The sequence below is a fragment of the Paenibacillus germinis genome (genome assembly GCF_013141785.1).
GTDB lineage: Bacteria > Bacillota > Bacilli > Paenibacillales > NBRC-103111 > Paenibacillus_E > Paenibacillus_E phytorum.
The window spans coordinates 298512-317585 of the sequence record NZ_WHOC01000183.1; the positions used below are offsets into that span (position 1 = coordinate 298512).

The 19074-nt window shown below is 35.3% G+C and carries 18 protein-coding genes and 2 pseudogenes; 17 read left to right on the forward strand and 3 right to left on the reverse strand.

Going from position 1 to position 19074, the window contains the following annotated elements; genetic code table 11:
- Positions 1-112: 112 nt before the first annotated feature.
- The 10 genes and pseudogenes from GC102_RS36570 to GC102_RS36615 form a co-directional block, all read left to right on the forward strand.
- A pseudogene (locus GC102_RS36570) lies at positions 113-316 on the forward strand (RNA polymerase subunit sigma-70); the annotation flags it as partial.
- A gap of 629 nt (positions 317-945) precedes the next feature.
- Positions 946-1407: pseudogene (locus GC102_RS36575) on the forward strand (toll/interleukin-1 receptor domain-containing protein); the annotation flags it as partial.
- Positions 1408-1431: 24 nt separating this feature from the next.
- The gene (locus GC102_RS39195; RefSeq protein WP_216628288.1) at positions 1432-1770 is read left to right on the forward strand and encodes a TIR domain-containing protein; all 339 of its coding nucleotides are present in this window, start codon (positions 1432-1434) and stop codon (positions 1768-1770) included.
- Positions 1771-2007: 237 nt separating this feature from the next.
- Positions 2008-4026 carry a TIR domain-containing protein gene (locus GC102_RS36585; protein WP_171693846.1) on the forward strand — a complete coding sequence of 673 codons (2019 nt, stop codon included), beginning with the start codon at positions 2008-2010 and terminating at the stop codon, positions 4024-4026.
- 490 nt (positions 4027-4516) lie between these two features.
- On the forward strand, positions 4517-5977 hold the full coding sequence (locus GC102_RS36590; protein WP_171693847.1) for a toll/interleukin-1 receptor domain-containing protein: 1461 nt from the start codon (positions 4517-4519) through the stop codon (positions 5975-5977).
- A gap of 30 nt (positions 5978-6007) precedes the next feature.
- Entirely contained in the window at positions 6008-7036 is a 1029-nt protein-coding gene (locus GC102_RS36595; protein ID WP_171693848.1) for a toll/interleukin-1 receptor domain-containing protein, read from the forward strand.
- Positions 7037-7318: 282 nt separating this feature from the next.
- Positions 7319-7642 (forward strand): hypothetical protein, encoded by a 324-nt coding sequence (locus tag GC102_RS36600; protein WP_171693849.1) that lies wholly within the window; start codon positions 7319-7321, stop codon positions 7640-7642.
- A 123-nt stretch (positions 7643-7765) separates the two neighbouring features.
- A complete protein-coding gene (locus tag GC102_RS36605) occupies positions 7766-8248 on the forward strand; it encodes a TIR domain-containing protein (protein WP_171693850.1) in 483 nt (160 codons plus the stop codon).
- Positions 8249-8286: 38 nt separating this feature from the next.
- Positions 8287-8928 (forward strand): hypothetical protein, encoded by a 642-nt coding sequence (locus GC102_RS36610; RefSeq protein WP_171693851.1) that lies wholly within the window; start codon positions 8287-8289, stop codon positions 8926-8928.
- A gap of 57 nt (positions 8929-8985) precedes the next feature.
- Positions 8986-9255, forward strand: coding sequence for a hypothetical protein (locus GC102_RS36615; protein ID WP_171693852.1), 270 nt, complete (start codon positions 8986-8988; stop codon positions 9253-9255).
- 567 nt (positions 9256-9822) lie between these two features.
- Here GC102_RS36615 and GC102_RS36620 read toward each other — a convergent pair.
- From GC102_RS36620 to GC102_RS36630, 3 genes are read right to left on the reverse strand one after another with little or no spacing between them, the layout of a single operon-like run.
- A complete protein-coding gene (locus GC102_RS36620) occupies positions 9823-10788 on the reverse strand; it encodes a tyrosine-type recombinase/integrase (protein ID WP_171693853.1) in 966 nt (321 codons plus the stop codon).
- Entirely contained in the window at positions 10781-11884 is a 1104-nt protein-coding gene (locus tag GC102_RS36625; protein WP_171693854.1) for a tyrosine-type recombinase/integrase, read from the reverse strand. The genes GC102_RS36620 and GC102_RS36625 overlap by 8 nt, the downstream gene beginning before the upstream one ends.
- Positions 11881-13209, reverse strand: coding sequence for a tyrosine-type recombinase/integrase (locus tag GC102_RS36630; RefSeq protein ID WP_171693855.1), 1329 nt, complete (start codon positions 13207-13209; stop codon positions 11881-11883). Before GC102_RS36630 ends, GC102_RS36625 begins: the two co-directional genes overlap by 4 nt.
- 817 nt (positions 13210-14026) lie before the next feature.
- Here GC102_RS36630 and GC102_RS36635 point away from each other — a divergent pair.
- From GC102_RS36635 to GC102_RS36665, 7 genes are all read left to right on the forward strand, one after another.
- Positions 14027-14833, forward strand: coding sequence for a hypothetical protein (locus GC102_RS36635; RefSeq protein WP_171693856.1), 807 nt, complete (start codon positions 14027-14029; stop codon positions 14831-14833).
- Between the two features lie 45 nt (positions 14834-14878).
- Complete coding sequence (locus tag GC102_RS36640; RefSeq protein WP_171693857.1) at positions 14879-15019, forward strand: hypothetical protein; 141 nt, start codon at positions 14879-14881, stop codon at positions 15017-15019.
- Positions 15020-15170: 151 nt separating this feature from the next.
- Positions 15171-15506 (forward strand): hypothetical protein, encoded by a 336-nt coding sequence (locus GC102_RS36645; protein WP_171693858.1) that lies wholly within the window; start codon positions 15171-15173, stop codon positions 15504-15506.
- The gene (locus tag GC102_RS36650) at positions 15497-17179 is read left to right on the forward strand and encodes a recombinase family protein (protein ID WP_171693859.1); all 1683 of its coding nucleotides are present in this window, start codon (positions 15497-15499) and stop codon (positions 17177-17179) included. Before GC102_RS36645 ends, GC102_RS36650 begins: the two co-directional genes overlap by 10 nt.
- An 8-nt stretch (positions 17180-17187) precedes the next feature.
- The gene (locus GC102_RS36655; RefSeq protein ID WP_171693860.1) at positions 17188-18039 is read left to right on the forward strand and encodes a hypothetical protein; all 852 of its coding nucleotides are present in this window, start codon (positions 17188-17190) and stop codon (positions 18037-18039) included.
- Between the two features lie 110 nt (positions 18040-18149).
- Positions 18150-18851: an RNA polymerase sporulation sigma factor SigK gene (gene sigK / locus GC102_RS36660; RefSeq protein WP_171693861.1), complete on the forward strand. Its 702-nt coding sequence runs from the start codon at positions 18150-18152 to the stop codon at positions 18849-18851.
- A gap of 59 nt (positions 18852-18910) precedes the next feature.
- Positions 18911-19074: ATP-binding cassette domain-containing protein (locus tag GC102_RS36665; RefSeq protein ID WP_171693862.1), on the forward strand; the 164-nt coding region annotated here is incomplete at its 3' end.

Here is a 19074-nt window from a genome sequence, read left to right on the forward strand (position 1 = left end):
ACTTTTGTGTACGTGCACTTCTAGGCATTCCCCCACATAGACTGATAGTAATCTCTAAGCGGAGGCTACCGAAGCAGTCATGCTCCGCAATACGCTCAAGGGGGTAGCTGGAATGCCTGGATTGTTTGGTACAATTGCTTTGTTGATCAAGCAGCTAACGCTACTTGTGTCCTACGTCAAAAATAACGCGTTTCCACAACCTCTCACAGAGGAAGAAGAAGAAAAGCACTTACGGTTAATGGCGGAGGGGAACGACAACTCCCGTAATAAGTTAATTGAACATAATCTAAGACTCGTTGCGCATATTGTTAAGAGGTTGTGGACACGAAACGATGTAGTTTTGTTGGACAAGCAATGTGATAGTAGTCAAAAGGTAGTACTGGACGTCTTGGGAAAATTCAATATAAGGGGTAACATATACGACTATGTTGTTTTTAATCAATAAGTATATGGTGGACATTGTGTGATTATTCAAAACTACGACTTATGCTTTACGGGAGCTGTTGCTGTACCACAGGTATCTATCCCATGCAGTGTATGTCTATTGTTATTTGGGGGGGGAGTAGTGGAACTATGGCAGAGGAGAAACTGCTTCCCTTTAGGTATTTTATACTAAGTTAGAGAAGGTGATTGATACTTCTCTTTTTTTCCAAAATTCGACAAAATATTTGGTTCTTTTAGTCTATAATGGTGTTGAAATGAAAAATAATGTCGTGATATGTTTTTACAGGACTTACTTCATTAGGGTTGACTCGTTATCTAGAAGTAAGTCTGAAAGTTATTTCATTGTTCATGTCAAAAGGTCAAAGGATTCTGCAAAATTCTTTCGAGATTAAGTAGCGTAGAAAGCAGGGACATAAATGAGTGGTAGAAATTTAGCTAATCCAATTATTTTAGATTCCATAAACAAAAGCATCTACTCTTCAAAACAGTTTATCATATACTAATGAAGACAGGGGGGCCGTGACCAAAATCGGTGAGTATATACAAAATGCAGGCATTGATATTTATATGGATATTTACGATCATAAATTACAACAAGCAGTAAGTGCGGGAAATCCTATAGCGATAACAAAAAGTATCGAGAAGGGGTTGTCATTTGCTACACATGTAATGTGTATAGTCTCTGAAGAGACCGTAAAGTCGTGGTGGGTGCCGTATGAAATTGGGTTCGGGAAAAGAGCTGATAAGCAACTATCGACACTAACCCTTATGAATACAGTGACGATACCATCTTACCTTGAGATCACACGTATCATCCGAGGTACAAAATCTCTAAACGAATATTTAACTGAGGTTGCTAAAAAATCTACTCAGGTATTGGAGTCTACTACATCCTTCGTTACAAAAAATGCATATAGTAAGACATCTCATCCCTTAGACACCTATTTAAATTGGAAATTATGATTTTTAATCAGAGGAGGTATTAAGATGGCATATCGAGGGCTTCGACGTAAAGTATTTATTTCACACTATAAGGGTGACCGAAATGAAGTAGATGCCTTTATTCAGAAATTTGCTAATGAAGAAAAAGTTTTCTTACCCTATGTACTAGGAGCTAATGATAATGATGAGTTTATAAATAGTTCTAATCCAGAGTATGTAATGACCCAAATACGTAAGAAATATCTCGAAGATACTACAGTAACAATTGTGCTTGTAGGTTCTTGCACACATAGTCGAAGGTACATCGATTGGGAAATTAAGAGTTCTCTAAGGCAAGGTGAACATACACCAAACGGACTTATGGGGATTATTTTACCAAGTTAAGGATCGTCAGCTCATCTCCCCTCGCGTTTGAAAGAGAACTGGTCAGAGGGACACAAAGGTGGATACGCTCGGTTTTGGAGCTATCCTAACAGTGCTCAACAACTTGGTGAATGGATTGAGGATGCCTATAATGCACGTTCAACTAGAAATCATCTTATTAATAATTCACAAGAAATGATGAAGTATAACGGGAAATGCATAATTTGTACCATAACCCACTAGGGAGGAAGTAATAGAATGAAAGAATTTGTCCCCCCGCTTTCAATTTTTTTTGTTTGGCATCCAGCCGATGAGACTACAGTGAAGCCAGTATTTGATTTTTGTTTTGCTGCACTATCACGGGACATTAATAAGCCTTTTTCCCGCTCAATGAACCTTCCTTTTTTTTGCAGGAAGAGCACAAGTAAGGATGTTCCTAATGAAATTGAGATAGTATCCAACAAGACGATTGTATTTATTTTCATTAGCAAAAATCTTGTGGCAGACGATGCTTGGATTGAATATGTAAGGTCAATCCCACGAGCTGAAAATGTAACCCTGATCCCTATTGCCATTGATAGGAGCGCGTTCACCTTAGGCGAATTGTTTGAAAATGTAAACTTTATACGATCTTATGAATTCGATTCAACCCATAGTAATGAATATCACTTTATTGCAATTGCTCATGAGATATATCGTTGTTCGTTAAATGAGGATTTCGAGAAAAAGGCCCTCGGAAAAGATAATGCGTTAAAGTTATTCTTGAGCCACGCTAAGGATGGAAAAAATGGCATCAAGTTAGCTAGGGTATTAAAAAGCTTCATAGATAACAGTTCGATGCGTAATTTCTTTGACGCTACTGATATTGCTCCCGGCTACAGATTCGATGAGGAAATTATCGGCCACATTAATGAATCAACTGTCATTGCTATACATACTGATGCATATTCGTCTAGATACTGGTGCCAGAGGGAGGTTTTAAGTGCTAAAGAAAAGAACCGTCCCATGATCGCAGTTGATTCATTAGAAGAATTTGAAGATCGTAGATTTCCTTTTGCAACAAATATTCCTGGTGTTCATGTGCATCTTGAAGGTGAGCCAAGCATTCATGATCTTTTACGTATTTTAAGTACTGCTCTTCTTGAGACCATTCGTTTTTTTTACTCCAAGCTGTTATTAGATCAGTATCGATTGTCAGGCTGGGTTGAAGAGAATGCAATGATTCTTCCTCGACCACCAGAAATAGCTGACATTGATAAGCTCTTAACAGTTAACGGAGAAACAATTGTATGCAAACAAAAACAAATAATTTATCCTGAACCACCTGTCTATTCTGAGGAAATTAGCTTCTTACATAAACTTGGAATTGATATAGCTACACCTTTGAACTTGGACTTTTGCCAATTAAGGTATAGAAATATTGGTATCTCCATATCTGATCAAGGTAGTGAGGAGGTTACTAGTATTGGACAAACACCTGCACACTTAATTCAATTGTCTCAAGACTTGGCAAGACATATAATTTCTCGTGGTGCCATGCTTTCCTACGGTGGCGATCTAAGGGAAGGGGGGTTCACTGAATTCATATTTAATGAAGCACTTGCATACCAAGCGAGAGCTCAGTCTAGAGAAGTCCAAATTACTAATTACATTGCATGGCCCATCTATCTTAACGATCCGGCTGATGTAGTAAAGTGGAAGGCCGACTATAGATCTATAGCGAGGATGGTAGAAATGCCACCCGCGACGGAAGTACTTGATTTAATTCCTAGTGTTGAAAGCTTCTTGCATCCTTCCAATACTCAGAACCTGTATGTGTGGAGTCGCACATTAACTGAAATGCGGAAATATATGGTGCAGCATTGTGATGTTAGAATAAGTGCAGGTGGTAGGCACATTGGATATAAAGGCTGTATGCCCGGAGTACTTGAAGAAATTATTATCAGCCTTGAATCGAATAAGCCGTTATTTTTAATAGGAGGATTCGGAGGGGTAACTGGAAGTGTTTGTAAAGCAATTCAAACACGTATTATCCCTAAAGAACTCACTTTAGACTGGCAGTTAGAAAATAATGCCGGGTATAAGGACTTGTTGGACTACTACAGCTTACGTTCTGAAAAGGAAGTAATATATTACGACAAAATTGTAGGGATCCTTTCAAATGTTAATCTAAATAACGGATTGAGCGATATAGAAAATAATAAACTGTTTAATACGCCTTTTATTGACGAAGCACTTCATTTAGTATTTAAAGGACTTAAAAATATTTACTCATGAAGCTTGATTATACAAAAGTACAATGAGTTAGATGAATAAGCGCTTATGTTTTGCTGTTTCAGCTGTTTCGAAAAGTCATGAACGTTTCTATGTCTTCCACGTATTATTTCAGAGGGTTCCAAATCAATTGGCACGGCTTCTATACAGTCGTGCCAATTAGCGACATATCATACGTGAAACATGTGCATTCAGTATTTTGTGTTAATTTTATTTTCGTAAACCCCAATTCCTGGAGGAATATATCTGTCGTAATGTACGAACTGAATGCGATGGAAAAGGGCATGTACTTTTATTTCCTTTGCATAAAAAAGAGGGTGCTTCTTTTTGTATGCAGCAAGAATACACACCTCCTACTAAATGTTCCATCGTTTTAGTAAACTCAAACCTCTCCGGAAATGTTTATTCCTTTTAAGATTGTACAAAGAACGAACAAACAATTTAAGGATTGCCAGTTACATTTTCATCAGCATAAAAAAAATAGAGGTGTTTCATGTTAAAAACTATAAATATGTTTATATCTTATTCTCGAAAAGACCTGGAGTATAAAATTGAATTAGAGAAGCATTTAAGTATTTTAATAAGGCGATATGGCATTGAAGTTTGGAGTGACAAAGAACTAAAGGTTGGAGATTTCCTTGATAAGGAAATAGAAGAACGTCTAGAAAAAGCAGATATTGTTATTTTATTGATAAGTTCTGATTTTTTTGCTTCTTACTATTGCTATGAGAAAGAGTTTAAAAATGCATACGAAAAACAAATACGCGGAGATGCAAGAATAATACCGATTTTAGTTAGACCATGTTCATGGAAGTTGGATGAATATTTTATAAAGTTTTTGGTGTTCCCACAAGATGGAACATCTATTTCTGAATACGAAAATAAAGATAAAGCTTATTTAGAAATTGTTGAGCAGATGTGTAGAAATATAGAGGAATATAACAAAAGTAAATTGTCCATACCTGAAAATATTGTTCCTATCAAAGTAGATAGTGATTTAAGCAGCACTCAAAACATAAGTATAATTTCAAGAATCGATGGACTTAGTGATAGATATAATACGATTTATATGACTAATTTAGATGAATTGGAAACTTCGAGTCTGATAATGGATAATATAAAACTTGAATATATTAATAATGTTCCAGAATCCAGGCTGACTGAAAATTTTAATGACCTGATGAAGATGTTATTTATGGATTCAAAAAATTATAACCTGATAATTGATGTAATAGCATGTATATGTTCTGAAGCGAATTATTTGGAGAGCTCAATATCTATATATTTAACACAAAAAAAAATACAAGATTTATTAAATTTTAAAGTAAAAAATTTCATGGATGAAAATCCGATATATTTTTCAAATGATTTAAGTAAAATTACATATTTATTTTTCAAATGTCCAGGTCTATATAGTAAACTATCTGATAGCAGCAAATTAGACATTCACTTAGCGTGTAAAAAACATTTAAATTATTATTTACTGTCTTGCTTTATTAATGAAAATCTATCTATTCATTTAGATAAATCATTTGATTTACTAGATTCAGCGCAAAAGAACTATTATTTAACTCATAATTGGGTTAATACAAACGATATCCCTAATTTTGAATATAAGATTGTCGTGATATTAATAAGAAATGCAAGTACAAGCTCAGACAAGAAGGCGCTTGGTAAATTTGTGCTGAAATTAATATCGAATAGTTATAGTTTTTATACATCATCCTCTATTTTAAATGACTTATTGCCTATTGCGATCGAAATATTTAATGAGGAGGATTGTATAAATATGTTAAAGCATATGGATAAGAATTCGCAGTTTTACGATTTAGGAAAATATAGTAATGGAAGGCATTCTACTTTATCACACAGGCTGTTGCCATTTACTAAAGAACTAAATTCAAAAATTAATGGAGGAACTCAGTCAGTGCCTCTTGAGAATTATGTTTTGTAAAGAAAAAGAAAATGCAAATTAGGTGATTACATGAAAAGTTTTATTATCGGTGGTTCGACTGAAAGTATGTCTGTAACTAAATTTAGAAGTGTCTGTCAAGAGATCGGGAAGAATTTAGCACTGATTGGAAATTCTTTGGTGATTTGTAGTCCATTTGATGACAGTGCAGATTATTGGGTTTTAAAGGGATTTATTGGGCAAGTGATAAGTGAAACTCAAACCATTGATATCCTGCATATAGGTTCAAATGATATTATTAACAAAGTAGATGATTTAAAAAAGAATATAAATATAAAAAATTTAAATATTATACCTTGTATTACTTCATCATTAAAGGGGAATGAAAAGTACTCTTGGCTATTATGTCAATTACAGGCACTTGAGACATGTCACTCAGTAATTGCAATTGGTGGTAAAAATGATGGTGCTGCCAATATGCTATTAATTCTGGCTGAATCTAAAAGAAAACTTGTATTTCCTTTTCCTTTTTTTGGAGGTGCCGCGGCTCTTTCCTTTGATAGAATAAGATATCAGTTAGAAGATAGAATGGGAAATAAACATTTAAAGCTATTAGATGAAAATAAAGTCGGTGAATCCATAGAACTTTTAATTGATCAATCACTTCAGAGTAACAAGCTGGAAAAACAAGTAGATAAAAATATATTTTTTATTAGTTATCCAAAAGCAAGACCGCAGGAGGCGGATCATATTGAAAATATACTTCGTCGTAGAAACTATCTAGTATATAGGGACGAAAGTGAGTTTGGAGCAGGTAAGAATATTTTAAACGAAATAGAGAAAAATATCCGTTCTGCAAATATTTTTATTGCTACGTGGTGTAAAGAGTACGCTTGTAGTCCTTGGTGTTTTGATGAACTTGAACTAGCATTAGATTTATGTGAATCAAGGGGAATGAAGATATGGATTTTTAATGTTGACGGAACAAGATTAGTACCAAAAAGAGCTAGGAATTTGCTAACATATCCTATTCGAACAAGAGAAGAACTAGATGGGACACTTTTGCTACTATTAGGCAATCAAGTAACAGGCATAGATTAAAGAGAAAAATAAGTATGTCTGAGTCTGAGTAAAAGCAACCTGAACTTTGAGATTTATAGTTATCTAGAGTAAACAAAAAATCTTATAATAGTCTATTGTAAATTATCCTGTAACAAAAAGCTGCCAGTTACAAAGTACAGATATTCTTGTGCGTCCATGTGGGATATTGGTAGGGCGTCAGTGACCCGTTGGCCTCAGTGCAAATCCGGGCTCCCGCTTTCTTTATCAAATCTTGATTAGACATGCCGCTGCCTATGTTGGAAAATGTAGGTGGGAGGTGAAATGAAAATGACAAAAGAAGAAGTTTTGCAGGCAACACTAAGGTACTTGCTGAAAAATGATCGGACTCAACTAGGAGCTATTCGCCATAACATCGAGGAGATATTAAAGAGTCGTGGTGAAGCAGGAGAAATAACAACTAGGGGAATTGGATTTACTTCTACTAGTTATGTTAGGATGTCTGATACCGTTGCGATGTTAGTTAATGAAGTAATATATGATTTAATTTCGGAAAGAATTTTAACCCCTGGTATTGATGCATCTAATTTAGAATTACCATTTATTTCAGTTACGAACAAAGAAAAGATAAATACTTTCTTAAGATAGTAAGGAAAAAAGCACCCACGCGGTGCTTTTTTCTTTATCAAAACTTGATTAGACAAACCTAGTCCTATGTTAGTAGAATATATTTATATATTGGGTATATTTTACTATCGGAGGTTAGTACAAATGGCACATAAAGTTTTTGTTAGCTATCATCACGCAAATGATCAATCAAGAGCAAATCATCTTAGAACTTTCTACGGCACAAGTAATACATTAATCGATCGGTCTCTTTCTGATGCCTACGACAGTGTTAATAACGATTATATTTTATCGATGATTCGAACCAATCATCTTAAAGAATCTACGGTAACAATCGTACTCATTGGTAGTGAAACTTATAAAAGGAAGTGGGTAGATTGGGAGATTTACTCTTCTTTGAGGCCATCTGGTGGTAGGAGTAGAAATGGTCTCCTCGGAATTTACTTGCCTAACGCTGGGATTGTTCCTGCTAGATTGCAAGATAACATCGATAGTGGTTATGCAGCAACTATGAGATGGGAGAATATTTCATGGCAACTTAGCACAAAAATTGATGAAGCTTTTCAGAAAAGAAGCTATGATAGTTTAGTTCGGAATACCCGTGATAGAAGAGAGCGAAATAGTTAATGGTTAGCCCAAAGAGAAAAGCTAAGAGGAGGATTAAATTGTTTTTCTTTTTGTCGATATTTTTTGCATTATTAACCGTAACTTTCTTTATCATTTATCTTTTTCAATCATATAAACCAACCAAATTAACTATTTCTGCTCCTTTTGGGTTAGGTGCTTATGAATTTGATCGAGCAACCCTATCTGAGCAAGAATTAAATATTTCTTGGAAACTATATGTCCAACTAACAACAAGGAAAACTGCAATTCCAATTGATGAGGAAAATGATGTTATTGTAGAGGTATATGATTCATGGTATGAGTTGTTTAAGACAACAAGGGAATATTTAATTGAATTGCCTGCTAGTGAGTTAGAAGGCAATGAGAATGCACAAGAAATTGTTCGTTTATCACTTGATGTATTAAATAAAGGGTTACGACCGCACTTAACAACTTGGCAAGGTAAGTATAGGAAGTGGTATGATAATGAATTAAAAAAAGAAACAAATGAGGAGTTATCACCTCAAGAAGTCCAAAGGAAATATTCGAAATATCCCGAGCTTATTGGAGAGATAAAGGATGTAAACAAAGAATTAGCTATATATGCCAATGAATTAAAACGATTTTCACACGAGAAACCATCAAATATAACAACAAAATCAATAAAATGGATCAGAGATATTTTAGATAAATTTAAATGATGATAAAAATTTTGGGAAAAGTAATCCACATACAAGAAAAGAAATGTGTTAAACTTCATGGAGAATAATTTTCCGCTTTCCTCAGCAAACGAATTGTTGAAATCAAGTGGTGGCTTTTTAATGAAATTATATAAAGCTAATAAATATTTAACAATGTGGCAATTTATAAACACTGATTTCAGTGAACTTGCAAGAAATATACCCGTTGAAAATAAAGCATTGTTTGATCATTTCGTAGAGCACATTGATGGTTTAATTAAAGATCAAGTGTTTAAGCGAGAAGACAAATTAGCTTATAGTGATGAAATGGGTATATTATGTGATTAAAGAAATTGAAGAAAGTTAAATAATAAATTATGAGTCGCTCAAACGAGCGGCTTTTTAATACAAAAAAACCACCAGCGGGGGCACCAAAATGCTGTGGTTTTTTTGCCGTTTTTTAGTTTCAGCACATAACGAATTAGGTTGAAATGTAATTGAAGTTACATGACCATCGTCATACTATCCAGACACTGCTGACCTAGCAAATTGGTCTAGTTCATCAGGTTATCAGCACGTTTGAGATTAAACAGGAAGCTTTGTAGTTCAGGAGTATCTGTTATCTCATCGTATATATATATATCGTTTCTACGCCGGCCTTCGGTTGATTAATTTGTAACTCCAAGTGATCTAAGCTCGATACAAGTATTCTAGGTATTCTACCTTCGATTATGACACTAAGTTATGACGCCGCCCAATGGACTGAGTATTCGTTGCAAACCGACTGGTGTCATTACTTTTGAGATTTGATTCTTTTGAAACCCCATAAGATATAGCTTTAATTGGAGAACCCGAAAATAAGAAAGCACCCTCATCAGTGAGTGCTCCAGGTAATACTATATTAAGATTAAGAATTTAAAGAGATAGCTCACTAACTAACTTCTCATAGAGAAGTGTATTGTTATTCACTTTTATTCCATAGTTCCTGACATAATTCGAATGGACATATCCAACTGTCGTATGTTTATCTTTATGTCTTAAAAGTTGCTGGATAATTGATATATCGCTACCGTTCTCAAACAAATGAGTTGCAAAAGTGTGCCTAGTTATGTGAAGGTGGTTTTCTGGAATATTGGCTAATTTCAAGTAATCTTTAAACAAACCTCTGACTGTCTCGTATGGTAGGGGCCCATTCTTATTTTGGAATAAATGATCAATTGATGTGAGTTTAAACTGTTTGCAGTAAAACTCTAATCCTATTTCCATACCATGTTTTATTACTACAGTTTGGCTTTTTCCGGATTTGGTCTTACCAAGATTAATAAATCCATGGGTGAAATCGATTTGAAACATACGAAGACTCAATATCTCTGAGATTCTGCAACCTGTAGCAAAAATGAGACAGAACAAAGTCAGATCTCGATAATAATCTTCAGACTTACTTACTAAAGTATGAAAGAATCTCAAAACATCATGCCGTGTTAGGGTTTTCATGGGACGCTTGACAGGTTTGAGTTCCTCAAAATTGAATTCGATTTGTCTAACTGGATTTGGAAAATGGTATTCTTTTTCAAGGAATTTAAAGAACGCTCCAAGAGAACTTCTCAGTAATAAAAATTGATTATATGAAAATCCATTTTTACTTTGAAAATAGTGGTTTAGTACTTCGGAGTTCAACGGGTTGTGTTTAAGTACTTTACCAGTTATGTGGTCGGAAAGAGTAAAGATCTTTTCAAGATGAACTTCCTCTATTGGTACTACTTTAAGAGCAGATAAGAATTGTGCAAAATCCAATAAATTTTTATGGTGCATAGCCTTTCTATTTTCAGATACATTACTAGTTAGGATAAACAATTGAATGTCTTTTAATAGATTATTCATTCAAGGACTCCTCATCGATGCCAAATGCACTGAATAATAATTTTTCAAAAGCAAATGGATATTTTTCAGTAATATGCTTTTGAAGATCACGCGGGAAAAGTTGGATATAGATGTAGGTGGTTTCAGGTGATTTATGTCCCAAAACTTGGCTTAAATAAACAGTATCCATGCCTTCGAGTAAACAACGAACAGCAAATGTGTGGCGGAATGAGTGAGCAGTATATTGTTCTGTAAACTGCAGTTTTTTGCAAATCACTGATACCATATTGTCAATGCTGCGAACAGAAATGGGTTTTTCCCTCGTTGTTCCGAAATCTCTACTAAATAAGTATCCTTTTAAATTTCGGTTCCACTCACTTACTCCGGTAAGGTTAAGGTAGTCCAGAACTATTTTCTTTACCTCTGGAAAAATTGGTATATTTCGATCTTTGTTTCCTTTACCTTTATAAATTCGGATAACACCATTCTCGATATCAAAATCACAAACACGAAGTTTGGAAACTTCACTTACTCTGCATCCAGAACCAAGCAAAAAACTAAAGAGCGCATGATACCGGTAACCGTGGGTACGTTGAAGTGCTTCTTTCAGGAAATCAAACACTTCATTATCTTTAAAATAACGAGGCCTAAGATCTACAGATTGGAATGAAAATCTTTTTTTATATTGCTTATCTGTAAAGTCTGAGTAATAGCAGAAATCAAGGAACTCTCGGATTATTGCTTTATAAGTATTTGTGGTACGGATTGCTAATGTTTCAATTTTTTCTGATTTCTCTGTGAGAAGAAAATCTAGAAACAATTCTTGGTTTAATTGATTTATAGTTATTTCAGAATCGTGTGCCAATAAGAATTTTTTTAATCGTTTTAAAAAATTAGTGTAGGTTACGAAGGTGGTTTGCGCAATTTGATCCAATTCTAGACGTTTTTTCAAGTGATCCATATATTGGTCTAGTACAAATAATACGGAAGGTTCATTTTTTGAACTACTCCCTTGCGTGCCGCCAGACTGGATGAAAGCAATGAAAGCATCATACGGTACATTCAGTTCATCACACATTTCTTGATAATTATATTTAGACGCATTGTTGAGATTCATTTTATTTGATCGATCCCTTCGACTGGATTATAAGGTAAGGTATTTTCAAGCAATGTTTCGATACTTCGATAGAAATAATGTAACGTTGAAACTAAATGCTTGTGTCCGGCTGATAGTGAAACCTGATTGATATCATTGCGGTCATTCAAAGCATTTGTGATAAACGTATGTCTTAATGATTTTGCAGAGAAGCGAGATTCGCCAAATGTTAGTTTATTGTATATGTTAATCACACCTCCGATAGCCTTGGTATTCATTGGATCACCAGTTTCCAAAAGAAATAGGTGGTCCGTCTCGGCGGGAAGTTTTTTTCTGTATTCCAGATATATTGAGATGTGTTTCATTACAAATTTATCGACTTTTAGGACCCGTTGCCCTGACTTATGGCAATATAATGTTAAAGTTGATTCTGTAATACTGACATCTGAAATCCTTATGTTGCAGACTTCGATAGGTCGACATCCTATATCTACAAAAATGAGAGTGGTTGCAAGATCCCTTTGAAAATGTCGGAGTTTATTGTTAACTATCCCTTCGATGAAACGGAGCCGGTCTTCATTAGAAACATATTCATTATCTCGAGTTATTGGGTTACCTTTGAACTTAAGAGGGATGTCATATTTATAACTAATCAAATTGTTTGAATATAGATAGTTGATAAAGTGTTTAAGTTTTAATAACTTATCATAAGCTGTTTTCTTTTTGATTTCTTTTAGCAGAAATCGACCTTCAAGATGCTTTTCATAATTCTTGATATATTCCCTGGGGAGTGATTCGAAAGAAGTTATTCCATTACTTTTAAGGAATCTTAAGAAATAAGCGATGGTGCTGTAATGTTCCTCGATACAGGAGGCATTGCGCTTTTTCAACCTCTCGATATAATCACGGAAATACTGATTCTGAACATAGTCTTTTTTCTTCCTGCCGTTAATGTAGAAGACTTTCTTTTCTCTTTTCTTTGGTTCAGTAAGTCTAGGTTTCCTTTGTTTAGCACTCTGGAAAAGTTGGTTCCAATCATCAGAAACCAGACCATTTAAGGTTAAAAATTGAAAGTACTTCTTTAAGCCGTTGGTTGTGTCTGCTAGTTCTCTTTTACTAATTTGTTTAAGTGCATAATCTTGGTTAAGTTTCTCCATAGTTAATTTCAAAAAATCAATGACTTTAAAATTGGAAGAGGATGAATTGTGTAGTAAATAATCAAATGCTGACATTTTAAATTCCTTAACTGCACTTAGAGTTTTAGACTGTTTTACAAGTCCGAGCGCATTTAGATAACTTTTAAAATCCTGTTGTTCTGGGGATAAACATTTCAATTGACTAAGCATATGATCACCTCTAATTAAATTTTTGACACATAAGTCTATTAATATACTCATTGATTTTAGTAGTTTAATAGAATTAAGACTTCACATATTGGTTATTAATGGATATAATAAAATTAGAAATTTTCGGTGCGGTGTAAGTAGCAATTGACTAATACTAATACCAATACCTATTTGCGCAAGTCGAATGCCCTAGCGGCGGAATTTATGGTAAGGGATGAGTATGTCCTTTTACAATGTCCGGTGCATCAGGGCTTTTTGTGCTTCATTCCCTGATGACTGTATACATTACGTATGAATATCAGTATTTTAAGAATTATGTTTAAAAGAACGCACTCATCACTGAAAATTCCATCAACTTAAATTATTTACATTTTATGTAATAAAATTACATAAAGTATCCAATAATTTGTCTTTATGGAAAAAAATTCGCTTTCTGTCGAAAGCGGAGGGGGGATGATATTCAAATTGACATCGGTGAAATAGCCGAAATATAAGATGAGTGAGTGCGTAAAATGGCTGCTAAAATATGTTCCTGGATTAATAAGGGACATCTTTTAAGAGTCTTTTTTTGTTGAAGCGAATTAGAAATATATGAGTCTGTTTAACTCAATGTTTTTAATACTGAACTACGTTCTGCTTCCGTACACGCCGCATTTTGAGAGGGGATTGATCTGAATTATGCCCTGTTTAGTAATGAAGATGAATCTTCTGCCCTAACATGATAACCAATCAACTGGTTATTTAGGTTTTTGTATTCAAATGAATACAAATAACAAATTAAGTTTTCGTGCTGTTATGCTTGTTTTGGTGATAAAATATGGTTTTTGATCCGAGATCTGAACAGCCCGATTTCTTTTTAATAAAAGCGTACGAAGTTGCCTTGAACGTAATTAATAGGGTTAACGGAGCAGAAAATGAATATGTAAAGAATATGGAAAAGGAAACTGAATGGGTCACTAATCCTTACCTCAGACGTTCACCGATAGAATATAGCTTATTTCTAAAAAATCTCAGTTTAAAAACCCGTCGTAGGTTTTTGTTTCTATCTGCTCGACTGACAACTAGAGATTTTGTTAAGTCGATTGGATTTTCTAGTACCACTCGGTTACAAAAATATCTCAAAATGAATCAGTATGATATTGGAGAAACCTTTCTCGCACGAATGGCTGTTTTTCATCGAGTTCCTAGAGTATGGTTAATGTATGAGAAAGTCGATGACTTTTGGGATAGTGATCAATTTTACACTTCCGACTATCCAATTATTTATGGCATATCAGAACTAATGAAATTACTAAAAGAAGATACAAATAGTGATTTTTGGGTTCGTGGTCTTGTTATGAATAATAGAAGAGGTTCACGCTTATTTCTTAGAATTGAGAATCAAAAAGGTAACTTCCTAATTGAGTTTTCGAATGAAATTGGTGTTTTTGCGGATTTTCAAGAAGTTGTATATGAATTAAAGAACTGCTATGAAAGTTATGAAGGATATATTGATACAATATATCCTCAAAAAAGGAATGCTGCGATTTTATGTAAAAGTAATAATGAACCATTTAAGACTCCCATTGGGCTTTATTTTTTAAACAAAAGTATTCAAATGAATACAATTGAAAACGGTAGTTAATTAATGGGAAACCTCCTGATATGAACCAATCAGGGGGTTTTTGCTTTGGAGGAGAATCGTAAGCGAACATTAGAACTTCTGGAGAAATGGATCAAAGAAGAAGAGGAGCGTGAAGATCGCTCCAACAATGAATCTGAACCCAAAGAAAACGATGCAAGTACAATCACCCATGACAACAAAGAATGACGCTGCCATAGCAGCCAAGAAAAGAGTTATTGAGTTGATTATCAAAAAGCTACTTTCCAAACCGACTGAATGAAGTCGGTTTATTTTTTGTATTTAAGGGCATAACAGTAATGAGAACAAATGTTCTATTACTTGGAATGTAGGTGTTTGCATGTTTGATTTTGAGGAAGGTTTTGCATTGCTAACTAATAATGGTATTGATTTTGAGGGGAGATTCTACTCATGTAGTATAGCTCTAGAGAAGCAATGGTTTAGTTTAAAATCAGAATCGATTTGTAAAGAGGTAACGGTTTATTACGCTCCCGATTGCCTTAATTGTATTTACATAATCAATCCTAATTCGGAGTTGATTTGTTGTAATTTACTGCATACTCCTGAAGTGCTTCCTGAAGAGTATCTAAACCAATACTATGCTCGTTTTCAACAACTGAAGGATTACAGAGCACAAATATATGCAGCCAAGAAAGGAAATAGAAAATGGCTATAGCAATATACCCACGTGTTTCTACTGGAAGCCAGGCAGCGGACGGTACAAGCCTTGACGCACAAACTGAACTTTGCTTAAAGCGGGTCTCTGATCTGGGTCATTCTTTAAATGATGTAATCGTGTACCGAGAAGAAGGAGCAAGCGGCGAGGACATTGAACGCCCACAGCTTAACCGGCTTCGGCAGGATATAGCAGCGGGATTGATAACTCACGTATTTGTTACTCATCCTGATCGGCTCTCTCGGGATCTTACAGATAAGCTTTTTATATGTAGAGAGTTTGAGTCCAAAGGAGTTGCATTGCTTTTCGTTGATACTGAATACTCGTCAACACCAGAAGGCCAGTTGTTCTTTAACTTAATGAGTGTTATTGCTCAGTACGAGCTAGCACTTATTAAGAAAAGAACTGTGCGCGGCAGGCTTAAAGCAGTTGAACGTGATAAGAAGATTATGCCAATGCGCGTTGCGCCATTTGGTTACAATTTTGAAAACCAAACGCTTGTAATTAATGAAAAAGAGGCGGAGGTAGTTAGGAATATTTACCAGTGGTACGTTTTTGATCGTTTAACCCTACGTGAAATTGGAAGTAAGCTTTTTGAGTTAGGTATTTCCCCTAAAAGAAGTGAAAGTATGAATTGGGGTGCTACTTCAATCTCCCGTATTTTAGTTTCAGAAATTTATATCGGTAAGTATTATTACAACAGGAGGAAATTTAAAAAGATAAAGGGGGAGAAAACCAAAGGTGGCGCTGCGAAGAAATCTTATGAATACCGTGAAAAGAATGAGTGGATCTTGGTGGAAATCGAACCCATAGTAGATGTGGCTCTGTTTGAATTAGCCCACGAACAAAAAATAAAGAATAATACGGGTTCTGGAAACAGTAAATACGAATACCTACTCAAATCTTTAATTAAGTGTTCTCACTGCGGAAGAACTTGGAATTGCACGACATATTCGGCTTCAAAATTAAATAAACCAGAAAAAGTTAGATATACTTGCTACCGTTGCCCAAACAAAAATCCTAAACGTTATGGTGATGGAGTGACAGCTTGCCCTGCAAAAACTTTACGCGTTGATTTACTTGATGATTTTATCTGGAATCTCATAATGTCAGTGATATCCGACCCAAATGAATATATTGAACAGTTAGATATTATGTCGGATTCAATTATTAGTGAGATTAAACAAGCAAGTGAGTTGGTAAGAAATCAGCTTAGTGAGAAGGGGAAAGAAATTGAAAAAATAAAAGTAATGTTTATACGTGATGTGATTAATGAGGAGGAGATGGCAGAAGAGGTTGCTAAAATAAATGTTTCTAAGTTAGAGCTACAACGAACACTAGACAATTATTTATTGCAACTTGAGAAGTTTGAAGAAGGGAATTTGAATGCGGAGAAGATTGTATCAGCTACTGAACGAATTAAGGAGTTTATTGAAAATGATGGCTCTGAACTATCATTTGAAGATAAAAGAAAAATCGTTGAGTGGCTTATTGATGAAGTGCGAGTTCATTATCTAGGTGATGAAGTCCAAATTACTACGATTGGTCACTTAGAAAGCTTACTTACAGAGAAAGCCAATAATGAAACCAATATTGGTGTAGTTCTGCACAGAAAATTCAAGTTAAAACAGGCCAATATATATAGCCCCAAGAAAATCGTTGAGTGGGAGTAATTTTTCAAATGACGATCTTTCATATCAACGATTTTATTGAGAGGGGCAAGTATACTGAAATGAAAAATTGCGAATTCATCACTAACAGTATTAAGGAGAATATTCGTCTTTTTCATTTCAACACAGAAGTGATGCGAATTGAATGGAAAGATATTGGAGTAGTTAGCAAGTTTGTTTCTAACAAGGAATACAGCTGGGATAAGGATGCTCTGAAGGAAATGTTCTATGACCTAGGCATTCTGGTTCATGCATGTTCTATTTGTATAGAGAAGTTAAGTGAAGATCAGCTATTAAGATTAATTAATAAAGAGATGCTATTAGTAGAGACGTTTGTTCGTTTTAGCCCCAACAAACAATTGAAAAATACAGATACCATTTGGTGGGCTGATATGGATATTCAAGATCAATTGGAGGTATGGCATGAATATTATAAAAAACTAGAGATCTTATCTGGAGAGTGGTACAGACTTAGAAAACGTGCGTGCTCTTCAGTAATCCTTCAAAAAGAGAAAAAGGTTGTATGCGATTATGGGACAATCTCACTCTTAGAGACGAAGCCAGCCGTATCAGTCCAACATTTTCTTAGTATCTTTGGGAACAGTGAATTGTTGGATGTGGTTGTTATAGATATTTCTAAGGTAGAGGAACTTGCGGCCAGAGGTTTTATTTGTATGTCAGAAATAAAAGAGTATAGACAGTTTAAGGATGTTAAATTGAAATTTTTTCTGATGGAGATCTCAAAAGAGCAGGCAATGTATGAGTTCAATAAGAGGAGACTAAAGTTACTTTCTTATCTTAGTGTAACAAGATCCCCGCAAGTTAATTTAAATGAGCTAATTTCAGATGACTTCTTTGTCTAAGTTATAAGGTACAGGCACTTCTAGGCTCCCACCCACATACACTAATACTAAGCTTAAAGCGGAGACTTCCGAACAGCTAAGATCCGCTAACATCGAAGGGGGTGGCTGGAATGCCTGGATTGTTTAGCGCAATAGCCGTATTAATTAAGCAGCTAACCTTACTTGTATCCTATGTCAAAAATAATGCGTTTCCTCAACCACTTACCGAGGCAGAAGAAGAATTACATCTGAGACTTATGGCAGAAGGCAATGATCACTCTAGGAACAAGTTAATTGAACACAATTTGAGACTTGTCGCGCATATAGTGAAAAAATTCGACAATACGGGGGAAGATCTCGAGGATCTCATATCTATCGGGACGATAGGCCTGATTAAAGCCATCGAGTCCTTCTCCCCAAACAAAGGGACAAAGCTTGCCACATTCGCAGCGCGCTGTATCGAGAACGAGATCTTGATGCACTTGCGTTCGCTGAAGAAAACGCGCAAAGATGTGTCCTTGCATGATCCCATCGGAACGGACAAAGAGGGTAATGAAATTACATTGATCGACATCCTCGGGACGGAAGCGGACGATGTCGTGGATAAGGTGCAGCTCAAGATAGAGAAGAGCAAAATCTATCGCAATCTGGAGATATTGGATGATCGAGAGAAGGAAGTTGTGGTTGGTAGGTTTGGGCTCGAATTAGGCGGCGAAGAACGAACTCAGCGGGAGATTGCAAAGGAGCTGGGGATCAGCCGCTCTTACGTATCGAGGATTGAGAAGCGGGCGCTCATGAAGCTATATCATGAGTTTTATAAAGCAAAGAGGTAAGGTTACGAATCGGATACTTCAATTATTTGGACGATGTGCAAGTAATGGAGGTGAGGGTTATGACGTTAATTCATATCGAAAATGCAAGTAAGTATTATACGATGGGAGAGGAAACGATTAAAGCGTTAGATGACGTCTCGTTAGATATTGATCATGGAGAATTCGTGGCCATCATGGGGCCGTCAGGTTCCGGCAAATCAACACTGATGAACATCATCGGGTG

Excerpts from the sequence above, each read along its gene's own strand:
- GC102_RS36635 (WP_171693856.1), top strand. The coding sequence starts at position 14,027 with ATGGTTTTTGATCCGAGATCTGAACAGCCCGATTTCTTTTTAATAAAA.
- GC102_RS36620 (WP_171693853.1), bottom strand. The coding sequence starts at position 10,788 with ATGAATAATCTATTAAAAGACATTCAATTGTTTATCCTAACTAGTAAT.
- GC102_RS36615 (WP_171693852.1), top strand. The coding sequence starts at position 8,986 with ATGGAGAATAATTTTCCGCTTTCCTCAGCAAACGAATTGTTGAAATCA.
- GC102_RS39195 (WP_216628288.1), top strand. The coding sequence starts at position 1,432 with ATGGCATATCGAGGGCTTCGACGTAAAGTATTTATTTCACACTATAAG.
- sigK (WP_171693861.1), top strand. The coding sequence starts at position 18,150 with ATGCCTGGATTGTTTAGCGCAATAGCCGTATTAATTAAGCAGCTAACC.
- GC102_RS36590 (WP_171693847.1), top strand. The coding sequence starts at position 4,517 with ATGTTAAAAACTATAAATATGTTTATATCTTATTCTCGAAAAGACCTG.
- GC102_RS36625 (WP_171693854.1), bottom strand. The coding sequence starts at position 11,884 with ATGAATCTCAACAATGCGTCTAAATATAATTATCAAGAAATGTGTGAT.
- GC102_RS36600 (WP_171693849.1), top strand. The coding sequence starts at position 7,319 with ATGAAAATGACAAAAGAAGAAGTTTTGCAGGCAACACTAAGGTACTTG.
- GC102_RS36650 (WP_171693859.1), top strand. The coding sequence starts at position 15,497 with ATGGCTATAGCAATATACCCACGTGTTTCTACTGGAAGCCAGGCAGCG.
- GC102_RS36630 (WP_171693855.1), bottom strand. The coding sequence starts at position 13,209 with ATGCTTAGTCAATTGAAATGTTTATCCCCAGAACAACAGGATTTTAAA.
- GC102_RS36645 (WP_171693858.1), top strand. The coding sequence starts at position 15,171 with ATGTTTGATTTTGAGGAAGGTTTTGCATTGCTAACTAATAATGGTATT.
- GC102_RS36605 (WP_171693850.1), top strand. The coding sequence starts at position 7,766 with ATGGCACATAAAGTTTTTGTTAGCTATCATCACGCAAATGATCAATCA.
- GC102_RS36655 (WP_171693860.1), top strand. The coding sequence starts at position 17,188 with ATGACGATCTTTCATATCAACGATTTTATTGAGAGGGGCAAGTATACT.
- GC102_RS36585 (WP_171693846.1), top strand. The coding sequence starts at position 2,008 with ATGAAAGAATTTGTCCCCCCGCTTTCAATTTTTTTTGTTTGGCATCCA.
- GC102_RS36595 (WP_171693848.1), top strand. The coding sequence starts at position 6,008 with ATGAAAAGTTTTATTATCGGTGGTTCGACTGAAAGTATGTCTGTAACT.